General features: G+C 66.9%; 19 protein-coding genes. 13 read left to right on the forward strand and 6 right to left on the reverse strand.

Going from position 1 to position 22276, the window contains the following annotated elements; translation table 11 throughout:
- The first annotated feature begins 4 nt into the window (after positions 1 to 4).
- Positions 5 to 1729, forward strand: a complete 1725-nt coding sequence (locus E1742_RS19200) for a tetratricopeptide repeat-containing response regulator (RefSeq protein ID WP_134386735.1) — start codon at positions 5 to 7, stop codon at positions 1727 to 1729.
- Between the two features lie 41 nt (positions 1730 to 1770).
- On the opposite strand, the gene E1742_RS19205 is transcribed toward E1742_RS19200, so the two are convergent.
- Entirely contained in the window at positions 1771 to 2451 is a 681-nt protein-coding gene (locus tag E1742_RS19205) for a PhaM family polyhydroxyalkanoate granule multifunctional regulatory protein (protein WP_134386737.1), read from the reverse strand.
- 152 nt (positions 2452 to 2603) lie between these two features.
- On the opposite strand from E1742_RS19205, the gene E1742_RS19210 reads away from it, so the two are divergent.
- The 8 genes from E1742_RS19210 (at position 2604) to E1742_RS19245 (ending at position 11782) form a co-directional block, all read left to right on the forward strand.
- Positions 2604 to 3755 carry a DUF3108 domain-containing protein gene (locus tag E1742_RS19210; RefSeq protein ID WP_134386739.1) on the forward strand — a complete coding sequence of 384 codons (1152 nt, stop codon included), beginning with the start codon at positions 2604 to 2606 and terminating at the stop codon, positions 3753 to 3755.
- Between the two features lie 17 nt (positions 3756 to 3772).
- Entirely contained in the window at positions 3773 to 4519 is a 747-nt protein-coding gene (locus E1742_RS19215; RefSeq protein ID WP_134386741.1) for a DUF3108 domain-containing protein, read from the forward strand.
- 130 nt (positions 4520 to 4649) lie between these two features.
- Entirely contained in the window at positions 4650 to 6038 is a 1389-nt protein-coding gene (locus E1742_RS19220) for a hypothetical protein (RefSeq protein WP_134386743.1), read from the forward strand.
- Positions 6031 to 6861: a hypothetical protein gene (locus E1742_RS19225; RefSeq protein ID WP_229466095.1), complete on the forward strand. Its 831-nt coding sequence runs from the start codon at positions 6031 to 6033 to the stop codon at positions 6859 to 6861. The genes E1742_RS19220 and E1742_RS19225 overlap by 8 nt, the downstream gene beginning before the upstream one ends.
- A gap of 3 nt (positions 6862 to 6864) precedes the next feature.
- Entirely contained in the window at positions 6865 to 9690 is a 2826-nt protein-coding gene (locus E1742_RS19230; RefSeq protein ID WP_134386745.1) for an ATP-binding protein, read from the forward strand.
- A 183-nt stretch (positions 9691 to 9873) separates the two neighbouring features.
- On the forward strand, positions 9874 to 10392 hold the full coding sequence (locus tag E1742_RS19235; protein ID WP_134386747.1) for a GbsR/MarR family transcriptional regulator: 519 nt from the start codon (positions 9874 to 9876) through the stop codon (positions 10390 to 10392).
- Between the two features lie 15 nt (positions 10393 to 10407).
- Complete coding sequence (locus E1742_RS19240; RefSeq protein ID WP_134386749.1) at positions 10408 to 10851, forward strand: thiol-disulfide oxidoreductase DCC family protein; 444 nt, start codon at positions 10408 to 10410, stop codon at positions 10849 to 10851.
- Complete coding sequence (locus E1742_RS19245; RefSeq protein ID WP_134386751.1) at positions 10835 to 11782, forward strand: TIGR01777 family oxidoreductase; 948 nt, start codon at positions 10835 to 10837, stop codon at positions 11780 to 11782. Before E1742_RS19240 ends, E1742_RS19245 begins: the two co-directional genes overlap by 17 nt.
- Here the strand turns inward: E1742_RS19245 and E1742_RS19250 are convergent.
- Positions 11779 to 12696 carry a hypothetical protein gene (locus E1742_RS19250; RefSeq protein WP_134386753.1) on the reverse strand — a complete coding sequence of 306 codons (918 nt, stop codon included), beginning with the start codon at positions 12694 to 12696 and terminating at the stop codon, positions 11779 to 11781. The two genes, E1742_RS19245 and E1742_RS19250, sit on opposite strands and share 4 nt — an antisense overlap.
- Positions 12693 to 13217 (reverse strand): CcdC protein domain-containing protein, encoded by a 525-nt coding sequence (locus tag E1742_RS19255; RefSeq protein WP_134386755.1) that lies wholly within the window; start codon positions 13215 to 13217, stop codon positions 12693 to 12695. Before E1742_RS19255 ends, E1742_RS19250 begins: the two co-directional genes overlap by 4 nt.
- Positions 13218 to 13322: 105 nt before the next feature.
- On the opposite strand from E1742_RS19255, the gene E1742_RS19260 reads away from it, so the two are divergent.
- Positions 13323 to 13517, forward strand: coding sequence for a hypothetical protein (locus tag E1742_RS19260; protein ID WP_134386757.1), 195 nt, complete (start codon positions 13323 to 13325; stop codon positions 13515 to 13517).
- An 89-nt stretch (positions 13518 to 13606) separates the two neighbouring features.
- On the opposite strand, the gene E1742_RS19265 is transcribed toward E1742_RS19260, so the two are convergent.
- Together E1742_RS19265 and E1742_RS19270 are read right to left on the reverse strand one after the other, a co-directional pair.
- Positions 13607 to 18028 (reverse strand): translocation/assembly module TamB domain-containing protein, encoded by a 4422-nt coding sequence (locus E1742_RS19265; protein WP_134386759.1) that lies wholly within the window; start codon positions 18026 to 18028, stop codon positions 13607 to 13609.
- The gene (locus E1742_RS19270) at positions 18028 to 19773 is read right to left on the reverse strand and encodes an autotransporter assembly complex protein TamA (RefSeq protein ID WP_229466096.1); all 1746 of its coding nucleotides are present in this window, start codon (positions 19771 to 19773) and stop codon (positions 18028 to 18030) included. The genes E1742_RS19265 and E1742_RS19270 overlap by 1 nt, the downstream gene beginning before the upstream one ends.
- A gap of 230 nt (positions 19774 to 20003) precedes the next feature.
- Here E1742_RS19270 and queC point away from each other — a divergent pair, with 230 nt between their 5' ends.
- Positions 20004 to 20714 (forward strand): 7-cyano-7-deazaguanine synthase QueC, encoded by a 711-nt coding sequence (gene queC, locus E1742_RS19275; RefSeq protein WP_134386763.1) that lies wholly within the window; start codon positions 20004 to 20006, stop codon positions 20712 to 20714.
- Between the two features lie 39 nt (positions 20715 to 20753).
- Here queC and E1742_RS19280 read toward each other — a convergent pair whose 3' ends face one another.
- Positions 20754 to 21134: a hypothetical protein gene (locus tag E1742_RS19280; protein WP_134386765.1), complete on the reverse strand. Its 381-nt coding sequence runs from the start codon at positions 21132 to 21134 to the stop codon at positions 20754 to 20756.
- A gap of 55 nt (positions 21135 to 21189) precedes the next feature.
- Between E1742_RS19280 and E1742_RS19285 the strand changes: the two genes are divergently transcribed.
- Both E1742_RS19285 and E1742_RS19290 read left to right on the forward strand, forming a co-directional pair.
- Positions 21190 to 21501, forward strand: a complete 312-nt coding sequence (locus E1742_RS19285) for a hypothetical protein (protein ID WP_134386767.1) — start codon at positions 21190 to 21192, stop codon at positions 21499 to 21501.
- Between the two features lie 225 nt (positions 21502 to 21726).
- The gene (locus tag E1742_RS19290) at positions 21727 to 22218 is read left to right on the forward strand and encodes a hypothetical protein (protein WP_134386769.1); all 492 of its coding nucleotides are present in this window, start codon (positions 21727 to 21729) and stop codon (positions 22216 to 22218) included.
- Positions 22219 to 22276 lie beyond the last annotated feature (58 nt).

Raw genomic sequence — 22276 nt, forward strand, 5'->3', positions numbered from 1 at the left:
GATCATGAGTACAACCTATGTCACGGCCGCCGGTGCGCCCACTTCGGAAAGCGCGGACGTCGAGTGGAGCGAGAAGCGCTACCTGATCGTCGACGACTTCGTCGGCATCCGCCAGCTGCTGCGCGAATCGTTGCGCAATATCGGCGCCAGGCACATCGACCAGGCATCGTCAGGCGGCGAAGCCATGACGCTGCTGCTGCGCACCCATTACGACGTGGTGCTGTGCGACTTTAACCTGGGCGAGGGCAAGAACGGCCAGCAGGTGCTGGAGGAGGCGCGCGTGCGCAACCTGATGATCCCCAGCAGCGTATGGCTGATGGTGTCTGCCGAGAAGAGCGTCGAATCCGTCATGGGCGCAGCCGAGCACCAGCCGGACGCCTACATCATCAAGCCGATCACGGAGGGCGTGCTGCTGACGCGCCTGAACCGCGTCTGGCACAAGAAGCAGGTGTTCCGCGAGATCGATGCCGCATATATCGAGAAGGACTATCTGCGCGCGGCCAGGCTGTGCGATGCGCAGGTGGCGCAGCACAAGGTGCACGAGATCGACCTGATGCGCATGAAGGCGACGTTGCTGCTGAAGGCGGGCGAACCGGACAAGGCCCGCGCCGTCTACGAGCGGCTCCTGGAAGAACGCGAATTTAACTGGGCGCGCACGGGCCTGGGCAGAATCCGCATGGCCAACGGCGACCACGAGGCGGCGCGCCAGATGTTCCAGGGTGTTATCGCGGAAAACCGCTTTTATATTGACGCCTATGACCAGCTTGCCACGTCGCTGACGCTGCTGGGGCGCCACGACGACGCGTGCGGCGTGCTGGAAAAGGCCGCCAAGCTGTCGCCCAACGCCGTGCAGCGCCAGCGCAGCCTGGGCAACACCGCCCTGCGGATCGGCAATATCCCGCTGGCCGAACATGCGTTCCGCAAGTGCCTCGCCATCGGCGAATACTCGATCAACAAAACGGTGGACGCGTTCTTCGGCATGGCGCGCGTGTGCGGCCAGAAGAACGACATCAAGGAGGCGCTGCGGCTGCTGGCCGCCGCGCAGCGCGACTTTCCGGGCGAGCTGGTGAAGCTGCGCGCAAAGATCACCGAGGGGCTGGTCTACCACGAAAGCGGCGACTTCCGCCGCGCCCGCAAGTCCGGCGACGAACTGGAGGCGCTGCTGGGGAAGGAGAAGAAGCGTCCCCAGACGGCCCTGTGCATCGAGATGGCGACCTTGCTGTTTGCCGTCGGCGTCAAGGACGCGCCGGCCGAGCTGCTGTGCCACGTCGTGCGCAACAACCACGACAATCCTGTACTGGTCGAGGAAGTGCAGGCGATCTTCGACAAGGCGCGCCTGAGCGAGGAGGGCATGGCGATGATCGCCGAGGCGCGCCGCGAAGCGTCCGAGATGATGAACAAGGGTGTGCTGCTGTGGAAGACGGGCAAGCTGGCCGAAGCCGTCGAATGGATGCGCGAAGCGCGCGTGCGCTTGCCGGACAATATGCGCATCCTGTTCAATTCGGCGCAGATGCTGATCAACCAAATGCAGCTGCACGGCTACGACGAGGCGCTGATGATCGAGGCGAACGGTGTGCTGATGCACGTGGACGAACTGGCGGCCGGCCAGCAGCGCTTTGCCCAGCTGGTGGAGCAGCTGCAGATGCTGATCCCCGGCCGCGCGCAGACGCCCGAGGCCGTCGACGCGGAGCTCGAAGCGCTGCGTGGCGCGGCGCCCGCGGAGGCTTGACGGCGTACTTCCGTGGCCCCGGCGACGCGCCCGTCTCCTGGTTACTCTTTCGGCTTGGTCCCCGCCTTGCGCGCGGCCGGCTTGCGCGCGGCATCGGTGTCGGCGGCGGTGTCGGCGGCGGTCTCTTTCGACGCTTCCGACGGCTGGACGCTGTTGTCCTGCGCCGTCGGCACCGGCGACGTCGGCGACACCTTGCCACCACTATCCGGCGCCACGGCCGAACTCACGGCCTGCGTGAACTGCTCCTGCAGCAGGTTCCACCACGCGGCCGGGTTGGCCATCTGTGCGGTGGCCGCGGTGGCGGCATCCGGCTTCGGGGGCACCTTCGCTTCCTCGGCCGGCCTGGCCGGCGCCTTGCCCGCAGCGGCTTTGGCCGGGTCGGCGTGCTGGAAGAACGCGGCGGCATACGGATTGTCGCGGCCCTGCTGCATCGCCTCGGCCATCGTCTGGCCCATCGTCTTCAAGGTGGCAATCGTATTGCGCTGCACCTCCAGCGCCTGGATGCTACTGCGCAGCATTGCCGTATTCAGGTTCAGCCATGATTCCACGGCCTTCAGGTCGCTGATTTTCTTGTCCAGCTCATCGACGGACAACGTGGGAGTGGCAAGGCTCGGCAGCGACATGCCGGGCACGCCCATGCTGCCCCACAGGTTCTTCACGAAATCCAGCGTGTCCGTCATCGCGGCAGCGCCGGGGATATTTGGCATTTGCGGTGTGCTCATCTTTGTCTCCTGAGGCAGCGCATCGGCGCTTCCAAAATGGCCCTGCAGGTCGGCGAGGGGCGGCGCCTAGCGTAGCAGATAGTTACCATCTGCGGAGTAAAAGTTACCCCTTGCGAAACGCAAGGCGTCGGCAGAGACGCTACACTACCGCCATGACGTCCGTTTCCTTCCTTGCCCGGCATCGCCGCGTACTGCTGCTCGGTGCAGTGACCGTGCTGCTGCATTACGTGACGATCGACTGGCTGGCCGCGCGCATCGGTATGCCGGACCATGAGCGGCCCGTCGTGCCGACCGTCAGCGCGCAACTGCGCCTGGCCCTGCCGCCACGGACCGAAACCGCGCAGCAGCGCGAGGCGCCCACGCCCACCCCCGCGCTGCCGCTGCCGAAGCGGACGTCGCGCCCCGCGCCGGCCGCACCCGCATCCGACGCGTCCGATGCGTCGGATGAAGGCACCGCCGCGACGGCCGATGACGGCGACGGCGTCCAGGGGGACGCGGCGGAAGCCGGACCCGCGCTACAATCCCAGGCACCGCAACCCGTCGCGCCCCTACCGGCACAGCCCCCCGCACCGCCTGCACCGGAGCCGGCGCCCGCTTCGGCGCCCGCGGCGGACAACGCGCCGGCGGGACGGCGCTTCCGCGTCAACCTGCCACCGCCCGCCGCGTTCGAACTGGAAGTGAAGCGCACGGATGCCGACGGGCGCAATTGGACCGGCGTGGCCGATATGCGCTGGCAAACGGACGGCAGCCGGTACAAGGTTGGCCTGAACGTGGGCATCAGCATGCTGGTGGCCCGTGTCGACCTGCTGACGCTGACCAGCGAGGGCACGATCGACGACGCCGGTATCGCCCCGGTCACGATGACGGAAAAGCGGCGCTCCCGTTCGATGACGGCCACGCACTTCCAGCACGACGAGCGGCGCATCACGTTTTCCGCCAGTACGGCCAGTGCGCCGCTGCTGGCCGGGGCACAGGACAAGGCGACGGTGCCGTTCCAGCTGGCGGCGATCGGCCGGGGCGACGTCAACCAGTTCGCCGGCGACATCGACCTCCAGGTGGGCGAGGACCGCAGCGCCACGATTTACCGGTTCCAGCTGGTGGGCGAGGAAGAGCTGGAGACGAAAATGGGGCGGCTGGTAACGTGGCGCCTGGCACGCCCGCCCCGGCCCGGCAGCTACAACGCGCGGCTCGACATCTGGCTGGCGCCCAGCCTGGACTGGTATCCGGTCCAGATCAGGAACACGGAAGGCAACGGCGCGGTCACGACGCAGACGGTCACGAAGATCCTGCGGCCCGCACAGTAACGAGACAAGGACTATCCATGCGCAGTACGACAGCACTCATCCTCCTGGCAACCCTTGGCGCCGCTGGCATGGCGCAGGCGGCCGATGACCACCCTAGCGTGAAACGGCCCTTCAACCTGCCGCCGCCGGGGGAACTGGTGTACTCCGTCAAGGCCAACAGCCATGGCATCCCGCTGGCCGGCAACGGCACGATCACGTGGCGCCACGGCGACGGCAAGTACACGCTGCTGACGGAAGCGCGTTCCGGCATCTTCGGCAAGGTGCTGGACTACCGCAGCGAAGGCGGCATCGATGCCTACGGGCTGGCGCCGGAAACGTATTACGAGAAGCGCATCCGCAAGGGCGCGGGCACGACGACGTTCAGGCGCGACACAAAAACGATCGACTTCGCCGACAACGACAAGTCGGTGCCGCTGAAAGGTGGCGAACAGGATCGCAGCAGCGCGCCGTGGCAGCTGGCCGCCATTGCCCGGGGCGCGCCTGAGAAATTCACGCCGGGCTCGGAGTGGGCCATCTACGTCGCCGGCCGGCGCAGCGCCGATACGTGGACATTCAAGGTGGTCGGCACGGAAGCCGTGCAGACGGGCCAGGGCGAGGTCAAGGCCGTCCATTTCGCCCGGCTGGCACCGAAGGCGAAACAGGGCCAGCAGGTCGACCTGTGGCTGGCGCCGGCGCTGGAGTGGTATCCCGTGCGGCTGGTATTTACGGAGGAGGACGGGGATTCGTTCGAGCAGGTGCTGGACAAGGTCAATAAAACCAGGTGAACAAAAACTAGGCAAGGACAGGCGTCTGTCACATTCGGGTATGGCTGAGGAACTGGTATACTGACGCCCCCGTCCGGGACAGCAAGGCGATGTCAAACTTGCACCGGGCCGGCCAGACACCCGGAGCACAATGAGCAATTTTGCAAGCAGCGCAGCCACGGCTGCGGACAACCACCCCGCGGAACCGCCAGAACTGGAGCAGCAGCACGAGCAGAACGCGGCCCTGCAGGCGCACTTCCAGCCCCACGTTTCGGTCGACGAGATCGAGCAGGTCTTCCACCTGAAGCGCGCGCAGCCGCTGCTGCAGGTCTTCACGGCCCTGTTCCACGGCGGTTTCGAGAGCGTGCTCGTGCGCCTGCTCGTGCTGCGCGAGCTGGCCAACGACACGGCGTCGTCCGCGTTCTCGCGTGCGGACATCAATACCCGCCTGGCCTATCTGCTGCCGGAAAGCCTGGAAACGGTGCTGATGCGCCTGCGTACCAACCAGTTGCTGGCGTGGGATGCCCAGCAGGGCGTCTACCGCGTCACGCCGATGGCGCGCAACGTGCTGGCCGCGCTGGACGGCCTCTTGGGGACGGGGCGCCAGGACGACGATGCGGAAATGGGCTTCCTGCTGTCGCAAGTGGCCGGCGCGCAGGCGATCGGCGGCGTCACGACGGAGCAGCTGCAGCACCTCTTGGGCCGCCTGGTCGACCTGACCGAGGAATTCCGCGACGCGATCGCTTCCGGTTCGGAATTTCGCCTGCGCGAATCGCAGGCCAAATGGCACACGGCGTGCGACTGGGTCGAGAAGGGCTCGGAAATCCTGCGCGCCATCACCACCGACGAAAACGCCGACCACGCGACACATCGCGCCGCCCAGGCCATCGGCCGGGCGCAAAGCGCGCTGCTGAACATGCAGGGCATGTTCTCGCGCGCACTGAACCAGATCGAGCGCCAGCGCGTGCACCTGGGCCAGTCCGGTCTCTCGACGACGGACATCAAGCGCTGGCTGCTGGCGCACGAAGACCTGGCGTCGCTGGCGGAAGACGCCATCGACCAGCCCGTGAAACCGCTGTTCATCACGCCGGCCGAGATGATCGACGTAGCCGAAACGGAACTGCTGACGGAGCGCGCCGTCTCCGCCGTGGGCGGCCTGCCGTCCGGCACCGATGCGCCGACGACGATCAACGACACGCCGCTGATGGCCAAGGAGCTGGACGACTGGCTGGCGCGCCTGTCCGACTTCGCCACATTGAACAACTTCCCCAGCATCGCCGCCGAATCGCCGAAGGAGATCCCGGCGCACGAGTCGCTGCTGCCGGCCAGCTTCGCCGTGGCGTCGTACCGCGCTTCGCTGCTGCCGCTGCTGGGCGACGCGTCCGAAGCGAGCCTGCAGGGCGCGACGGCCGAATTGGCACGCCTGCCGATCACCTTTACACCGAGCGACACCATGGTGCAGCTGCCGGACCTCGAAGTGGCGGCAATGACCCTGGCATCCCTCTCACTAGACCTGGAAAGCGGCAAGGCCGATGAATGACGATTCCCAAATCCTGATCGCGCGCCTGCTGACGCATCAGACCCTGCGCCGCGACGACAAGCTGGTCAAGCGCGCGCTGTCGGACGAGCAGTTCCGCATCGAGGTGGACGCGCGCCTGCTGGCGACCGGTCTGAAACTGCTGGACAACGTGTATGCGGACCACGTCACGCTGGCGCTGCACCGCACGATCGAGCCGAAGATCTTCGGCGCGCGCGACACGTGGCAGAACAATAACTTCGGCCTGGCCCGCGACGGCGTTGCGCTCTTGGTCGTGCTGTGGGCGCTGATCATCCTGCCCAAGCGCGAGCGCCAGGAAACGCACCAGCACGCGGACGACGACCAGAACGACATGTTCGGTACCGAGAAGCCCGTGCCGCGCGCGGAAGACACGTCCATCGGCATCCCGTACAAGGCGCTGCTGGCCGACTTCGGCGACAAGCTGGGCAAGAAGACGCGCATGGACATGAACCTGGGCATCCTCTCGAAGCTGGGCTTCATCGAACGGCGCGGCGACATCATCGTGGAAGGCCCGCTGCTGGACCTGTTGATGGATACCGACCTGCTGAAGGAACGCATCATCAACGGCGCGCTGGCGGACGTGTTCAAGCGGGCGCCGGCGCAGGTCGTGCACATCCCGCGCGCGGCGCTGGCCGAAGCGGCCGCCGCCAACGACGCGGCCCGTGCCGGCAAGGCGTCGCGCGACGCCACGACGATGGCGCGCGAAGTGGAGGCTGCCGTGCTGGATGCCGCCGCCGCGCGTGCCGCCGCCGAAGACCATGGCGACGACAATGCCGAAACCCCGGAACCACCGAACGAAAGCTGACCCATGTTCCATATCAAATCGCTAGAACTGGTCCATTGGGATTACTGGCAGCGCATCAAGAACATCCCGCTCGATGCGAAGATCATCACCATCGCGGGTCAGAACGGCTCGGGCAAGACGACCCTGCTGGACGCCTTGCGCACCCTGTTCGGCCTCGATTGCTCGATGGGCCGCACGTATAAACACTATGCGCGCCACTCGGGCCAGCAAAGCGCCTGGCTGCGCGCCGTCGTCGACAACAAGCCGTCCGGCCGCCAGCTGTCGAACCGGCCGTTCCGCGCCAGCGGCTTCTTCGCCGAAGACGAAGTGACGCTGTTCTGCCAGATCCAGAAGAACGGCGGCGACTGGAAGCGTCAGTACCTGATGCGTCCGGGGAACGTCGAGATCGAGGAAGTCACCGAAGCAAACGACTGGCTGGGCGTGGAAAATTATCGCAAGCGTCTCGCTCAAGCCGGCCTGTCGCCGGCGATGGCGAAAGTGCTGGCGCTGGAGCAGGGCGAAACGGACAAGCTGTGCGAGTACGCGCCACGCCAGTTGCTGGACCTGGTGTTCCAGGTGTTCGGCGACAAGGAAGTGCTGGACGCGTATGACGAGGCCAAGCGCCATCAGCGCGATACGGAAGAAGAACTGAAGCGGTTCGAAGCGGAGCTGGACGGCTCGCGCGCGAACCTGGAAGCGCTGCGCCTGCGCGTGGCCAACTACCATCAGTGGGAGACGCTGCACAAGGAGCGCCGCAACCTGCAGGAGGAAGTGCTGCCGTCGCTGGAATACCACGAGGCACGCGAGAAGGCGAACAATATCGGGCGCCAGCTGCGCGAAGCGAAGAAGCCGCTGTCGCAGGTCGACCAGGTGATCACGGACCGGCGCAAGGAAGTGGAGCGCCAGGCCAAGCTGCTGCAGGACGCGCAACAGCAGGAAACCCTGCTGGAGCAGGAATCGACGGCGCTGCAAAGCCGCCTCGCCCTGCTGAACGCGAAACTGAAACCGCTGGACAGCCTGATCGAACAGAAGTCGCGCCTGCAGAAGCTGGCCAGCGAGGCCGGTGCGGACGTGGCCGACGTCGCCGCGCAGCTGGCAGAGAAGGAAGCGGAGCTGGGCAAGCTGCGCGCGTCGCGCGACGCGATTTCGTCGCGCATCGCCACCGACAAGGCGACGATCGCCGCGCTGCAGGGCAAGACGGCCATGCCGGAGCCGGACAATGTGCGGGCCATGCGCCGTGCGCTGCGCGATGCGAATATCGCGCATGCGATGCTGTCCGATATCGTCGAGGTGACGGATCCGAAATGGCAGGGCGCCGTCGAGGGTGTGCTGGGCGGTTATGCATCCGTCGTGCTGCTGGAGAATGCGTCCGACGCGTCGGCCGCGTACCGGCTGGCGGAGAAGGAACGCTATCGTCACTTCATCGTGCCCGAATGCGTCAAGGCGCACGAGCCGAAGAACCAGAGCCTGTTGTCGGTGGTGCGCTTTACGGCGCGCGCGCCGGAATGGCTGATCGACCAGCTGTCGCGCATCACGCGCGTGGACTCGGTGGAAGAGGGCGCACGCCTCGGCAATATCGAGGAATGGATCACGCCGGACGCGTACCACAAGGAACGCCGCGGCGGCCGCTCGCTGTTTGTCGAAGTGTCGCGTTACCGCTTCGGTTCGGCCGGCCGTACGCAGCGCCAGGAAGCGATTGCCCGCAACCTGCCGGCGCTGGAAGCGGAAGAAGACAAGTTCACGCTGCAGATCAGTAAGCTCGCTTCCGAGACCAGTGCGCTCAAGGCCCGCGTGGCCGGTGTCGATGCCGTCAAGGAGCTGTCGGCCCGCGCCGACGAATTCGACGAAGCCGCACGCACGGCCGTGCCGCTGCGTTCCGAGCGCCTGGAAGTCGGTACGCGCCTGGGCGAATTGCAAGGACTGATGAAGAACGCCACGGTGGCACGCACGCGTGCCGATTCGTCATGGCAGTCGGCCCGCATGGCGCTCTCCGAAGCGGAAGCGGGCATGCGCCTGAACTACAAGCGTCAGCTGGAACAGCGCAGCGACCACGCCAGAGCCTTGCTGGCATTGCGACGCCAGTGGCGCCACCTGCCCGGTGCATGGCGCCGTCCCGCACGACGCCTGGCGCTGGTCGAACAGCACCAGAACGCGCACCAGGTCGACCTGCGCATCGCCAGCCTGCAGGCCAGCCTGGCACGTGACAACTGGGAGCTCGATGCGACGGTCATCGACCAGTACGAGCGCCTGAACGAGCAGCTTTCGTCGCGCAAGTCGGAAACGGAAGAACGCCGCTACCAGAACAACCGCGCCATCGAGGCGACGGCCAACGCGCGCGGTGCGTACATCGAGCGCCTGCGCTACACGATCAAGCAGTACGCCAAGAACATCAAGGAGCTGGGCGAGCTGGCCAATATCGAGGTGCATGCCGACCCCGTCAAGCTGGAGAACGACGACCTGCTGCTGGCGCAGGCCGGCCTGCACGTGCGTTTCAAATTCGACGGCAAGGGCGTCATCGGCATGAACGACGGCGAAGCGTCCGGCGGCCAGCAGGTCATGAAGTCGCTGGTGCTGCTGATCGGCCTCTTGAAGTCCGAAGATGGCTCCGGCGGCTTCGTGTTCATCGACGAACCGTTTGCCCACCTGGACATCCGCAACATCCAGCTGGTCGGCGAGTTCCTGAAGAACACGGACGCGCAGTATCTGATGACGACGCCGCTGACGCACAACACGGATGTCTACGACCCTTCCGAACTGACGCTCATCACGAGCAAGAAAAAGAAGGATACACAGTGGGCGCAGCCGATCTTCGTGCTGCAGCGCCGCAAGCCGGGGGAGGCTGCCGCCTGAGCTGCCGTGTAATCGAAGCCAAAGCCGCGCACTGCGCGGCTTTTTTTTGCTGGTGCGTTGCGCGGACCTGCACGGGTGCCCTGTCCCCGGTTGCATCCCCCCGCCAACAAGGCGCATGCGGCGCTTGACATTCTCTTTGCCTGATCTATTATTTCTGTAATTACAGAAATTAAAGAAGTGGCGATGACCTTGAGCCCGACCGAACAGAAGTACATCCTTCACTGGGGCGAGATGGGCACCCGCTGGGGTGTCAACCGCACGGTGGCGCAGATCCATGCGCTGCTGTTCCTGTCGAACGCGCCGCTGAACGCGGAGCAGATCGTCGAGGCACTGGGCGTGGCGCGCTCGAACGTCAGCAACAGCCTGAAGGAGCTGCAAAGCTGGAGGCTCGTCAAGGTCGCGCACGTGCTGGGCGACCGCCGCGATCATTTCGTGGCATTGCAGGACGTGTGGGAGATCTTCCGCACGATTGTCGAGGAGCGCAAGCGGCGCGAGATCGATCCCACGTTGACGGTGCTGCGCCAGTGCGCCATCGAAGCGGAAGGGGACGCCGGCATGGAGGACGCCACGCGCCAGCGCATGGCGCAGGTACTGGAATTGCTGGAAATGCTGACCGACAGCTACGACGACTACAAGCACCTGCCGCCGGCCACGCTGAAGCGTTTCCTGGCGATGGGCGGCAAGGTCGCCAAACTGCTGTAGAACGAGGGCCAACTCATGAGCACACCCGAACTGACGATCTATTTCGACGGCGCCTGCGGCTTCTGCACGGCGGAAGTGCGCGCCTTGCAAGGCCGCGACCGACTCGGCGCGCTGGCGTTTGTCGACATCGCGGCACCCGGCTTCGACGCGTTTCCGCCCGGGACCGACATGCCGGCGCTGAGGGCGCAGCTGCATTCCGTCACGCGTGACGGCCGGGTGCTGAAAGGACTGGACAGCTTGCAGGCGGCGTACACGCTGGTCGGCCTCGGATGGGCCGTGCTGCCGCTGCGCGTGCGCGCCTTGCGCCCGCCGCTGGAATGGGCGTACGGCCAGTTCGCGCGGCACCGCTACCGGGTTTCCCGGTTCCTCGGCTTGCCCGCCATGGCGCCCCAGTGCGACGGCGATGCCTGCCGCCCCAGCCCTTACCTGAAAGAGGCGCCGGATGAACGCCGCCGATGACCTGAGTTTTGGCGCGCCCGGCCAGACGGTGCTGGTGACCGGTGCCACCGGTTTCGTCGGCCGCCAGCTCGTGGCCGCGCTGCTGGCCGACCGGCAGGCGGTCGTTGCCCTGACGCGCGACCCGGTGCAGGCCACGCGCGTGCTGGGCACGGACGTGCGCTGCATCGCGAGCATGGCGGAGCTGCCGGCAACGACGCGCGTCGACGTCGTCGTCAACCTGGCCGGCGCCCGCATCCTCGGTCATCGCTGGACCGCCGCCCGCAAGGCCGTGCTGCGCGCCAGCCGCGCGGCATTGACGCGGGGCGTGGTGGACTGGATCGCAGCGGCGCACGGCAGGCCGCGCCTGCTGCTGTCGGCATCGGCGATCGGTTACTACGGCGTGCAGCCGCAAGGCATTGACGCCGCGCTGACGGAAGGGAGTCCGCCGCAGCCGGTGTTCATGTCGGCGTTGTGCCAGGAATGGGAAGCCGAGGCCGCGCGCGCCGCGCAGCATGGCGTACAGGTGGCCTGCACCCGCTTCGGGCTCGTGCTGGGGCATGGCGGCGCGCTGCCACCGATGCTGCTGCCGGTGAAACTGGGCGTCGGCGGCCGTATGGGCAGCGGGCGGCAACGGCTGTCGTGGATCCACGTGGACGATCTGGTACGGGGCCTGGCCTGGCTGGCGCGCCGCAGCGCCGTCGAACCGGTCGGCGGTGCGTGGAACTTCACGGCGCCGGAGGGTACCACGCAGGGACAATTCGTCCGCACGGCGGCAGCGCTGCTGCACCGGCCCGCATTGCTGCCCGCGCCTGCCTGGCCCGTGCGGCTCCTGCTGGGCGAACAGGCCGACCTGCTGCTGGAGGGCCAGAACGTGGTGCCGCGGCGGCTGCGTCAGGCCGGCTTTACCTTCACTTATCCGACCATCGAGAGCGCGCTGCGCGCTTTGTGCTAGCCCTGTCGCCGGGCCGGCTGCACTGCCACGGTGAGAATGTGCAGCGCACGGTTGGCTTTGTCCAGCGCGACACGTGCGGCCTCTTGCTGGGCGTCGGCCGTGCGCGGCCTGGCGTCGCGGTACTGGCGGCAGCGTTCCAGTCCCGCCGTCCTGCCTTCCGACGCATTCTCGGCCACCTCGAAGCCCGCGGCCATCAGCGTTTGCGCCGCAACGCGGAACAGGTGATCGGGCATGCCGGGCAGCGTCAGCGCGCCGGCGCTGGACGTGAAGCCGCTGCGCCGGGCCAGCGCCAGCATGTAGGGCGTGTCCGCCGCCAGCTGGACACTGCCGCCGGGGACCATCACCAGCAGGGGCGCATACGGCGCCAGTTCGGGCAGCACGTGATTCGGAAAGACGTGTGCCTGTCCCGCGCGGCCTGCCAGCAGGGCGTACTGGCGGTGGTCGTGGACCGGCGTCAGGCCGATGCGGGAAAACGGCGTCAGGGCCACCGGCGGCAGCGCGGCGTCGGCACTGTCCTGCGCCCCGTCGATACACAGGGTTCCGAACAGCAGGACATGGCGCAGCGCCTGGCCATGTTGCGCGCCCCACACGACGCGGGCGTTGCCGCCGCCCTGCAGGAATCGCACGAGTGCCCGGTAACCGTCGGCCGGGGCCGGCGGCAGCGTGGCGAAATCGAGCGCGGCCAGCGCCGCCTGCAACGCGGTTGAAATTTCCAGGCAGCGGCCGGCCGGGTAAGGCTGGCCGAGATGAACAGGATAACGTTGCGTCAGCTCGGCATCGACACTCGCGCGCAACTGCAGGAACAGCGCGCGCAGCGACGCCAGCTCGGGAAGCAGGAAACGCTCCGTCAGCATCTGCTGGCGGGCCGGATCGGGCACGCGCGGCTCGTGCGGCAGCAGGGACACCGGTGTCATTGCACCTCCGGCAGCGTCGGTTGGGCACGGCGCCAGCGCAGCATGCCGATCGAGAAGGCTGCCAGGTAAGCGATCAGCAGGCCGAAGGGGACCAGCGACAGCGGGTGGTGCAGCACCATCTCCTGGCTGAGCGGCTGCGGCACGTCCGATTGCCGATTGATGTAGATTTCCACGCCGATGTGCAGCACGCGCGCGGCGAACAGCAGGCAAAGGACGATGCCGAAGCGGTCATATGGCTTGAAGAAGAAACGGCGGCCGAGGTTTTCCAGGCGCGTCTTCTTCAGCGCGAACACGCCCAGCCAGGCGCCGCCCAGTGCGCCGGCGCCGAGGCAGGCCAGCGCGAACGTATCGGGCAGCAGCGAAACGGCTGCCCCGACGAGCAGCAGCGGGAGCAGCGTCGCGCCCAGCACGTGCCGCCACAGCAGCGATTCCTGCCGAACGAAGATACGCTTGACGCGGGAATAGATGCGCCAGATCAACAGGGGAATCAGGATCAGCAGCGCGAGGGTGGTCGTCAGCATGGGGTGGTTCGGCGTCAGGTAAAAGTGTACGGGGGTGAAATTGTAACGCTGCGGCGCGAAAACGGGGTCCGTGATAAGTTGTGGCCCTCAATGACGGGAGGAACCATGGAACCATTCACGATCGGTCGCCGCGGCGACCGGATCAGCGAGCGCACCATCGAGGCGCACCGGGCGCCCGACCTGCCGGTGCCTGTCGACGAACCTGCGCCGGACCCGCAACCGGGGCATCCGCATCACTCGGAAGGTCCGCTGGAGCAGGACGATCCGGTGCCGGATCATAAGCCGGAGGTGGGGTTATAGCTTTTTGAGGCAACGGCGGGGGCAGGCTCGTGCCTGTCCCCGGCCATGCTGCGCACCGTTACTGTGCGCTTTCCTGCGCAGTGTTCCGGTCAATCGAACGCCCAGGAATACAGCACGTCCAGCGCGTTGTTCGTCCCCGTCTGGAACTGCAGCGTGATGCGCTCGTTCAGCTTGTAACGCAGCTTGACGAGCGAGGTGGCCGTGCCGGCGCCCTGCTCGAAGCTCAGGTAGGCGCGCGACGACAGCTTCTTGCCGACCGTGACGACGGTATTTTCCAGTCCCTTCGCATTGCCGTTGCTGCCCGTTGCCTGGCCCACGCCCAGCTCGTCCAGCCCCACCTTGTTGGCCAGGCTGCCGCCGCCCTTGCCGCCGAACAGTGCGCCGGCCGCGGTGCTGAGCAACGCCATCTCGCTGCCGGCCATGTCCTGCGTGCCGTGGCCCAGCACGAGCCACGACAGCTTCTCGCTGTCCGGCACACTCGGCGTCGATACCAGCCGGGCCTGCGGCGCCAGCGCCGTGCCGCGCACTTCGACACCCGCCTCCACGTTCGTCTCCGACGTCTCCGTGCCTTCCGGCCGCTTGCGCACGGCCAGGATGTTCAGGCCGGGATTGTCGTACGCGCCCGTAAAGTTGATGACACCGCGATCGATCGCCAGCTTCTGGCCGTAGGCGGCATAGGTGCCGCTGGCCACGCGGATGCTGCCGTTGATGCGCGGCGCCCGGCGGTCCGCCACGCGCACGTGCACGGCGCCGGCAAGATACGCGTCCAGGCCCTTGCCGCGCAGGCGGAAGTCGTCGCCCAGGTCCGCCTCCAGGTCCACGTTCAGCGGCATCGACTCCGCCGCCTCCTTGATCGTCGGCCTGGTGCGGCCGAGGATGACGACGTCGTCGCTGATCGTCGGCGTGCTTTCCGACGGCAGTTCGATATCGCCCCGGTCGGCGCGGAATTTGCCGTTCAGCTGGAAGCGTCTGGCATCGCGTACCAGCGTGCTCTCGCCGGACAGCACCAGCGTGCGGTCCGGGCGCGACAGGGCTTCCAGTTTGTCGGCCGTGAGCCTGAGCTGCATCGTCGCCTCGCCATTGGCCAGTCGCGCCCAGCCTTGCGCATTGGCACGGCCCGTGCGACCTTCGAAGTGCAGGCGCTGCACGGTCAGGCGGTCGCCTGCGACCTGCGCCTGCAACTGGCCGTTGCGCAGGCGGACACCTTGCTCGGCCCAGTTGACCACCAGGTTCGACCCCGTCACGTCGCCGTTCAGGGCAGGGGCGCCGACGGTGCCGTTGCCGGACAATGCGCCCTTCAACGCGCCGTCAAGCTCCAGGCCCTCCATGCCGGCCAGCGGCGCCAGCCAGGCGATCGACGGCATATTGATCGTGCCGCTCGCGTTCAATGGGCTGTCGCCCGGAATGCGGCCATTGCGCAGCTGCGCCGTCGCATCGAGCTTGATCTGGCCGGCACGGGCGCCGTCCAGCGCCACGCCCACGCGCAGTGCATTGCCCGCGACGTTCACGCCGGCCTGCAATTGCGTCAGGCCCAGCGCGAACGGCTTGTCGCCGCCGGTGATCACGATGTCGCCCTTTTCCCGGAAGACCTGGACCGAGCCGTCCAGCGCCGGGGCGGCGCCGGTGGCGATAGGTGCCACCAGCTCGACTGCCCAATTGGCGCCGAGCGTCAGGTCGGACTTGACGTTGCGCCGCCATTCCCGGGACATCTGCGCCAGGTACGAGGCGGGCACGCCGGCAGCCCCGCCGCGGCTCTTCCAGCGCGTGCCATGCTTCTCCAGATTCTCGACGCGGATGCTGCCGTCCGGCAGGCGGATCACGGCATTCGTCAGCGCGATCTGCTCCGGTGCCGCCAGTCCCATCACGCCGCGACCTTTCGGCGCAGCGATGCGCAGCGGTGCCGGTGCCTGCAGGTTCAGGGCGAAGCGGCCGCGGTTCTGCAGTGTCTCGATGGCACCCGTCCACGTGTCGGCCGCGAAGCCGCCGCGGATGCGCATCGCCGCGTCGAAGTCGGGATTGGCCGCCGTCAGCTGGAACGTATGCGCCGCCTTCGTGCCGCTGCTTTGCAGGCGGGCGCGATCGAGCGTCATGCCCGGTCCGGTGTAGCCGGCCACGTCGATATCGGCCACCAGCGCCTCGACATTGCCCAGCGTGCCCGTGGCCTTCAGTGCACGGATCTGATGCTGCGTCAGGAAGCGCAGCGTATTGCCTTCCAGGCCGAACGACAGCTGCGGCTTGTCCATCGTGCCGCCCGCCGTGCCGGAGCCGCGCAGCACGCCGCCGAAGCCGGGGCCAAGGCTGGACAGCTGCGGTGCGTCCAGCTTCCAGTCCAGCCGGTCGCGCGGCGCACCGAACGCCCCCTTTGCCTGCAACGTATTGGGGCCCAGATGCAAGTCGACGTCGGCATTGTCGACGTGGACGTGATCGGCCACCACCTTCGCGTGGCCGGTCAGCGGAGCGCCCTGCAGCGTGGACGCCGGCTGCAATCTGAGATCCACGTTGGCGCGCCAGTCGGCGGCCAATCTGGCCGTGCCGGAGAAGTCGGCATTCAGGTTGCCCGTCGGCGCGTCGGCGGCGAAAGCGGCCGGATTGATTTTCGCGACGCTGCCTGCCAGCGTGATTTCCGGCTTCTTGTCCTTGCCGGCCAGCGCGAACTGGCCCGATGCCCGTATCAAACTGTCGGGCGCGCGTACCCTGGCACCCGTCATCGCCAGGCCCCGGGCTTGCGCGTCGAACGACGTGCGTGGCGCCGCATAGCCGCCGGTGGCGATACCTGTGGCCGCGATGGCACCCGCCAGGTCGCTGCGCACCGCCGTCAGTTGCTTCGCATCGACCTTCCAGCGCAGCTGTTCGGCGGGCAGGCCGAAGTCGCCATCCAGTTGCGCCGTGTTCTGGCCCAGCGCCAGGGTGGCGGCAATGTCGGTCAGGTGCTGCGCATCGGCGCGCAGCTTGCCGCTGCCGGCCAGCGGCTGGCCGAACAGGCGGCTGGGCCGGATCGTGAAGTCCGCTCCCAGGTTCCATTCCGGTACCAGCTTGCCGGCCGCGTTGAGCGCCGCATTCAGGTCGGCTTCGGGAAACGCGCCCAGTGCCGCCGGGTCGAAATGGTCGACCGTGGCCGCCATCTTGAACGGCTTGTCCTCCTTCAGGCTGGCCTGGCCCGTCAGGTTCAAGCTGCCGCGCCCGGCCTGCAGGCGCGCCTGCGTGATGTGGACGATGGACCCGTCCAGCGTCGCCTTGGCGGCCAGGCGCAGGTTCTTCTCCGCCAGGTTGATGTCGAACGCCTGCTTTTCCCCGGTGCTGCGCGCGCCGATATCGCCGGCGATCGCCGTCGGCTTGGCACTGCCGTGGATCGCATGCAGGTCGATGCGGTCCGTGTGAAGCTGGAATTCGGCCGTCTCGATGCCGCCTTCGGGGCCGGTACGGCGCACGTTGCCGCCGCCCGTGAACTTGCCGGCTGCACCCAGGTCGATCAGCAGCGTGTCGAGCGTGGCCGCCGTCAGGGTGCCGCCCAGGCGCGCGGTCACGGCCCGCAGCGGCAGCAGCCCCTGGTCGATCGGCCCGGGTTCGGCTGTATTCGTCAACGCCAGGTTGCCGCTGACGTTTTCACCGCCACCGATCTTCGCTTTCAGTTCCATGTTCAGCGAGGCCTTCGGCCACGCGGATTCGAAGCGCGACGGATCGACGCCATACGCGCGCACGTCCGCCGTGCGCAGCGGGATCTTGTCGAATGGCGCGATGGTGGCGACACCGTCGCCGTTGGCGTTGGCCGAGGTGCCCTTGACGGCCACCGTCATCAGCGCCAGGTTGCCCGAGACGGCAGCCGTCAGCCGGGCCGGGGCCTGCCCGGGTGCGTAATGGATTTCGCTCAGGCTGCCCGTGCCCTGCAGCGCGTAGGGTTTCTGTGCGCCGATGGTGGCGTCGGCCGCCACCTTGCCGAACGCCGTCAGCGCGGCGCCGTTTTTGAGCTGCCAGCGTGTCTTGTCGCCATACAGCTCCGCGTGCACGCCGCTCACTTCGGTGCGGGCGCCTTTTTCGTCGACCAGGACAAGCTTCGTCAGCGCCGCATCGGCCACGCTGATGCGGAACGGCGGCGCCAGCTTTTCCGGCATCGTCAGCGGCTCGGATGGTCCGGTGCTCTGCGAGAGCACGCTCGCCACGCGCAGCTTGCTGATTTCGATCCCGGCGGAGAAGAACTGCAGCGGTGACCAGTCGATATCGATATTGTCGGCCGTGATCGTGCTGCTCTTGCCCTTGTAGACGAGGCGGCCGATGTGCATGTGGTCGTACAGCGAACCGGTCACGCCGGTCAGCGTGACGGAGCCGCCGCTGGCTTTCGCCACGCGCGCGGCGATCTGCTGCAGCGTCGTCTCGCGGCCCAGCAGCCAGACGGCGCCGCCCAGCACGACGACGGTCACGCCGGCGCCGATCAGCGTGCGGCGCAGCCAGCGGCGCTGTTTGGCAACCGGTGCTGGGGGGTTGTCTTGCGGGTCTTGGTTATCGGTGCCGGCCATCAGAAAGTGAATCCCAGTGAGAAGTGCAGGCGGGCCTTGCGCACGGCGTGGCCATATGCCACGTCGACGTTGATGGGGCCCACGGGGCTTTTGTAGCGCGCGCCGACGCCATAGCCCGATTTCGGGTGGATGTCCGACAGCGAGTCGGCCGCGTTGCCCGTGTCGTAGAACACGGCCGCGCCCCAGGTGGGCTTGAACCAGTACTGGTACTCGGCGCCGGCCGTCATCAGGTAGCGGCCGCCCACAGTGGCTTCGCCTTCGCGCACGCCCAGTTCCTGGTAGGCGTAGCCGCGCACGGAATTGTCGCCGCCGGCGCGGAACAGGTAAGTGGCCGGCACGCCCGACTTGCTGCTCGAACCCAGCACGCCCAGTTCGCCGCGGAAGATGAACAGGTTCTTCGCATTGAGGGGGCGGTACGTGATGCCGCGGGCGGTGGCGCGCAGGAACTTCTGGTCCGTCAGCAGGGGCAGCACGGCGCCGCCGGCGGTGGCGTTCAGCACATAGCCTCTGGTGGGGAAGATCAGGTTGTCCAGCTTGCGCCACGTGACGGCGTAGGTCAGCGGCAGGCTCATTGCGTGCGTCGGCTCGGCGCCGGCAATGGAACGCGATTCGTTCAGGTATTCGATCGAGATGCTGCGTTCCAGCGTCGGCGTGCCCCATGCGCGCTTGCCGTAGACGGAAGCGCTGCGGATGGTTTCGCCTTCGATGTCGTCGCGGTTCAGGGCCGCGCCGAAGCTGTCGTTGTAGCCGTCCTGCGTGGTCGGGAAGTAGAAGTCCGCATGGGCGTTCTGCTTCTTCTGCTCGAGCGTGATGGCGCTCTTCATGCGCAGGCCCCAGATCGCCAGGTCGTCATACGAAACCGACGTGCGCCCGCCCGTATTGGTGGAGATACCGACGCCGACGCTGACGTTCTTGGCCTTGTTCTCGACCACGCGCACCAGCAGGGGCAGCGGCGCGATGGTGGCGGGCGGCGCGGTGCCGGTCTGCTTGTCCTCGGCCGCGTCGCGCTGCTGCGCGAGCAGCGCGTTCAGGTCGGCGCTGACTTCGACGCCGGAAAAATAGCCCGTGTCCTGCAGCTTGGCCTGGTATGCCTGCAGGGCCGCTTCGTCATAGACGTCGCCCGGCTTGATCCCGTTGAGGTTGCGGACGATCGATTCCGGATAGCGTTTCAGGCCTTCGATCTTCAGTTCGCCGAAGCGCATCTCGGGACCGCTGTCCAGCGCCACCCGCAGCAGGGCACGGCGCGTATCGGGATCGACGGTGGCAACGCTTTCCGTCAGCTGCGCGCGCGGATACCGCGTCTGCACGACGGCGCGCACGATGGCCCGCTTGGCCCGTTCCCAGTCCTCCTGGCGGAACACTTCGCCTTCCGCCAGCGGCCAGCTGGCACGCAGCGCGTCCTTGTCGAACGGCGACTCGCCGGAGGACTCGAAGCCGTTCAGCACAATCTCGACGCCCCCCACCAGCACGGCCTCGCCTGGCGTAACGTCGACGATGACGTTCGGCGTGCCGCCGTTGTCGTCCAGCCGCACGGCGACTTCAGGGCTGTAATAGCCCTCCGTTGCCAGCAGCTCCCTGGCCTGCCTGGGGGTGGTGCGCACGAGCCGGCGCAGCTGCTCGCGGTCGGTGCGGGGATTGCCGCGGTAGCGCAGCAGGTCGAGGTTTTCCTCCAGCAGATCGTCCAGATCGCCGGGTGCGTTGATGCGCACGTTGTACTGCAAGCCGTCGGCAGCCAGCACGGCCATGGGAAGGGCCAGTGCTGCGCAGGCAAGCGCTACCCGCTGCATTACTTTTGTCGCGACATATGCCAAAATTCGTCTTTTCGTCCGGGTAGGTGCCACCTCAACGACTGTTGAGTAAAAGCGGTTGAGCAAATACGGCGATGTTACTGGATAAACGCGCCAGATGGCGTTCCGATAACGGCCGCCCGGCGAGTGGTCAGCGAAGTTGTCACACCTAATAGAAAGATTGCAATATGAAAAGCGATGCGGCCCTTGTACTGTTCAGCGGCGGACAGGATTCCACCACGTGCCTGGCCTGGGCACTGGACCGGTACCAACGGGTCGAAACGATCGGCTTCGATTACGGCCAGCGACACGCCATCGAGCTGACGATGCGCCCGCAACTGCTGGCGAAGCTGCGCGCGCAGCGCCCGGACTGGGCTGCGAAGCTGGGCGAGGATCACATGATCGACTTGTCCCTCATCAAGCAGCTCTCGCACACGGCAATGACGGAGGATATCGAGATCACGATGCAGGCCAACGGGCTGCCCAACACGTTCGTCCCGGGCCGTAACCTGATGTTCATGACGGTGGCGGCCACGCTGGCGTACCGGCGCGGCTTGAACGTGCTGGTCGGCGGCATGTGCGAAACGGATTTCTCCGGCTATCCGGACTGCCGCGACGATACGATGAAGGCCCTGCAGGTGGCCCTGAACCTGGGCATGGATACGCGGGTCAAACTCGAGACGCCGCTGATGTGGCTCGACAAATCGCAAACGTGGGAACTGGCCGAGGGCCTGGGCGGCACGGCGCTGGTGGACCTGATCCGCGCCGACACGCACACCTGCTACAAGGGCGAACGCGGTGCGCTGCACGACTGGGGCTATGGTTGCGGCGAGTGTCCCGCCTGTGCCTTGCGGGCGCGCGGATACAAGGAGTATGCCGCGCGGGCAGGCCAGGCCTGAAGCGTCATCTCCCTGGCGGGTTGCCCTCCAGGCGGCCCGTCAGACCGCGGCGCCCTTGAGCGCCGCGGCACGCCTGTCGCGGTTGCGGCGGGCGATCCACCACAGGATGGCCAGCGGAATCAGCACCGGCAGCAGGAGCGGCGCGATGACGGCAGCGACGATGAAGCACCCCAGCACCAGCGCGGCCACGATCAGCACGCCCACTCCCGCAAACACGAAGCACACGAAGATGGCAACGGCAACGATGATCAGCGCCGCCAGGACGATGCCGCCGCCGGCAAGGAACATCGCCAGCAATGCGCCGAACGGTCCATCGGTCCCGTCGCCATCGACGTGGAAGTAATAGTCGTGCGCCTCGAAGGCGTTGCAGGCGGCGATCGCCAGCAGGACGACAAGGGTGACGGCAAGCAGTTTTTTCATGATGGCTCCGCAAGAATAAGGTCCGAATGGCCTTACTGTAGGCGGCGCCCGGATCGTGCGCCACGGCGAAGCGACAAGCGGCGCGATTCGCGCGACGAGTTGCAGCCAGGCCCCCTCGGAATGCGCGATCCAGGTCGAACGCGATGACCGGGACGTGCGCGCCATCGCCCGCGAGCAGCGTGCCGTGGCCGCTTTCGATGACGGGGCGCGTGCCGCGCTGGGCGGGCGAGCCGGCGCCCGTGTCGAGCGACAGGGTGCTGTCGATCTGGAGCAGCGCTTTCGCGCCATCGCCCAGGTCTTCCGTGCCCATGAATTCCGGCACCGAGCGGTGATTGGGCAACCGCGAAAGTTCCCCGTGCTTCGTTGAGAAGGATTCGATGGCGGCATTCCGGCGCGCGTACAATTGGACCTGCGCGTGCGCGCCCGTGCTGGCCGCCAGCAGCGCGGCGGCGATGGGAGAGAGGATCTTCATTGCACCATTGTCCTGTCGCCGTGGCGCGGTCGGCATCCCGCATCCGTGGGCAACTGTGCTCATGCAAGGGCAGGGCGCAACTGCTATCATTCTGGCCTTTTTCCGCAATCGGTACCGGCCATGGACGACATCAACGAACAGCACGACGACGAAAATACCCTGATCCAGGAAGCCCGTGTCTGGCAGGGGCAAGGCTGGACGGCGCGCGTCATCAAGAACGAGGATGACGAAGGCTGGGCCGTCGCGATGATCAAGGACGGCGAACCGGAGCCGGCACTGGTCGGACCCTGGACGATGGGCCGCGACAAGAAGAACCCCAAGCCGCTGGACATCTCCGCCTTCCATACGCTGGTGAAAACGGCCAACGAGGTGCTGCGCCGCCACGAGCAGGCGCTGCACGCGAAGCTGCACAAGAACGTGCGCGTCAACACGGACGATGGCCCGATCACCGTCAAGCTCGATATCGTGCCGGACGAGGACGACGCGTATGCCATCCTGGCCGCTGTCGATCAGTATGGCGAAGAGCTGGCGTCGGTGCGCGTAAGGCCTGACTTCAAGCTGACCGTCACCAGCGCCGAGGGGTGGATCGAAGGCGGTTACCGCAAGCCGTAACTGTTGCATTTAGGAAGCCTTTCCTAGCCGTAACTGGCCTCCGGCGGGCGCGCCTGAT

The sequence above is a fragment of the Pseudoduganella plicata genome (assembly GCF_004421005.1).
Classification (GTDB): domain Bacteria; phylum Pseudomonadota; class Gammaproteobacteria; order Burkholderiales; family Burkholderiaceae_D; genus Rugamonas; species Rugamonas plicata.

Coding starts and splice junctions, on each gene's coding strand:
- E1742_RS19240 (WP_134386749.1), top strand. CDS start 10,408: ATGAGCACACCCGAACTGACGATCTATTTCGACGGCGCCTGCGGCTTC.
- E1742_RS19225 (WP_229466095.1), top strand. CDS start 6,031: ATGAATGACGATTCCCAAATCCTGATCGCGCGCCTGCTGACGCATCAG.
- E1742_RS19235 (WP_134386747.1), top strand. CDS start 9,874: ATGACCTTGAGCCCGACCGAACAGAAGTACATCCTTCACTGGGGCGAG.
- E1742_RS19215 (WP_134386741.1), top strand. CDS start 3,773: ATGCGCAGTACGACAGCACTCATCCTCCTGGCAACCCTTGGCGCCGCT.
- E1742_RS19270 (WP_229466096.1), bottom strand. CDS start 19,773: ATGGCCGTGCTGGCTGCCGACGGCTTGCAGTACAACGTGCGCATCAAC.
- E1742_RS19255 (WP_134386755.1), bottom strand. CDS start 13,217: ATGCTGACGACCACCCTCGCGCTGCTGATCCTGATTCCCCTGTTGATC.
- E1742_RS19265 (WP_134386759.1), bottom strand. CDS start 18,028: ATGGCCGGCACCGATAACCAAGACCCGCAAGACAACCCCCCAGCACCG.
- E1742_RS19280 (WP_134386765.1), bottom strand. CDS start 21,134: ATGAAAAAACTGCTTGCCGTCACCCTTGTCGTCCTGCTGGCGATCGCC.
- E1742_RS19245 (WP_134386751.1), top strand. CDS start 10,835: ATGAACGCCGCCGATGACCTGAGTTTTGGCGCGCCCGGCCAGACGGTG.
- E1742_RS19230 (WP_134386745.1), top strand. CDS start 6,865: ATGTTCCATATCAAATCGCTAGAACTGGTCCATTGGGATTACTGGCAG.
- E1742_RS19250 (WP_134386753.1), bottom strand. CDS start 12,696: ATGACACCGGTGTCCCTGCTGCCGCACGAGCCGCGCGTGCCCGATCCG.
- E1742_RS19220 (WP_134386743.1), top strand. CDS start 4,650: ATGAGCAATTTTGCAAGCAGCGCAGCCACGGCTGCGGACAACCACCCC.
- E1742_RS19205 (WP_134386737.1), bottom strand. CDS start 2,451: ATGAGCACACCGCAAATGCCAAATATCCCCGGCGCTGCCGCGATGACG.
- E1742_RS19290 (WP_134386769.1), top strand. CDS start 21,727: ATGGACGACATCAACGAACAGCACGACGACGAAAATACCCTGATCCAG.
- queC (WP_134386763.1), top strand. CDS start 20,004: ATGAAAAGCGATGCGGCCCTTGTACTGTTCAGCGGCGGACAGGATTCC.
- E1742_RS19210 (WP_134386739.1), top strand. CDS start 2,604: ATGACGTCCGTTTCCTTCCTTGCCCGGCATCGCCGCGTACTGCTGCTC.
- E1742_RS19260 (WP_134386757.1), top strand. CDS start 13,323: ATGGAACCATTCACGATCGGTCGCCGCGGCGACCGGATCAGCGAGCGC.
- E1742_RS19200 (WP_134386735.1), top strand. CDS start 5: ATGAGTACAACCTATGTCACGGCCGCCGGTGCGCCCACTTCGGAAAGC.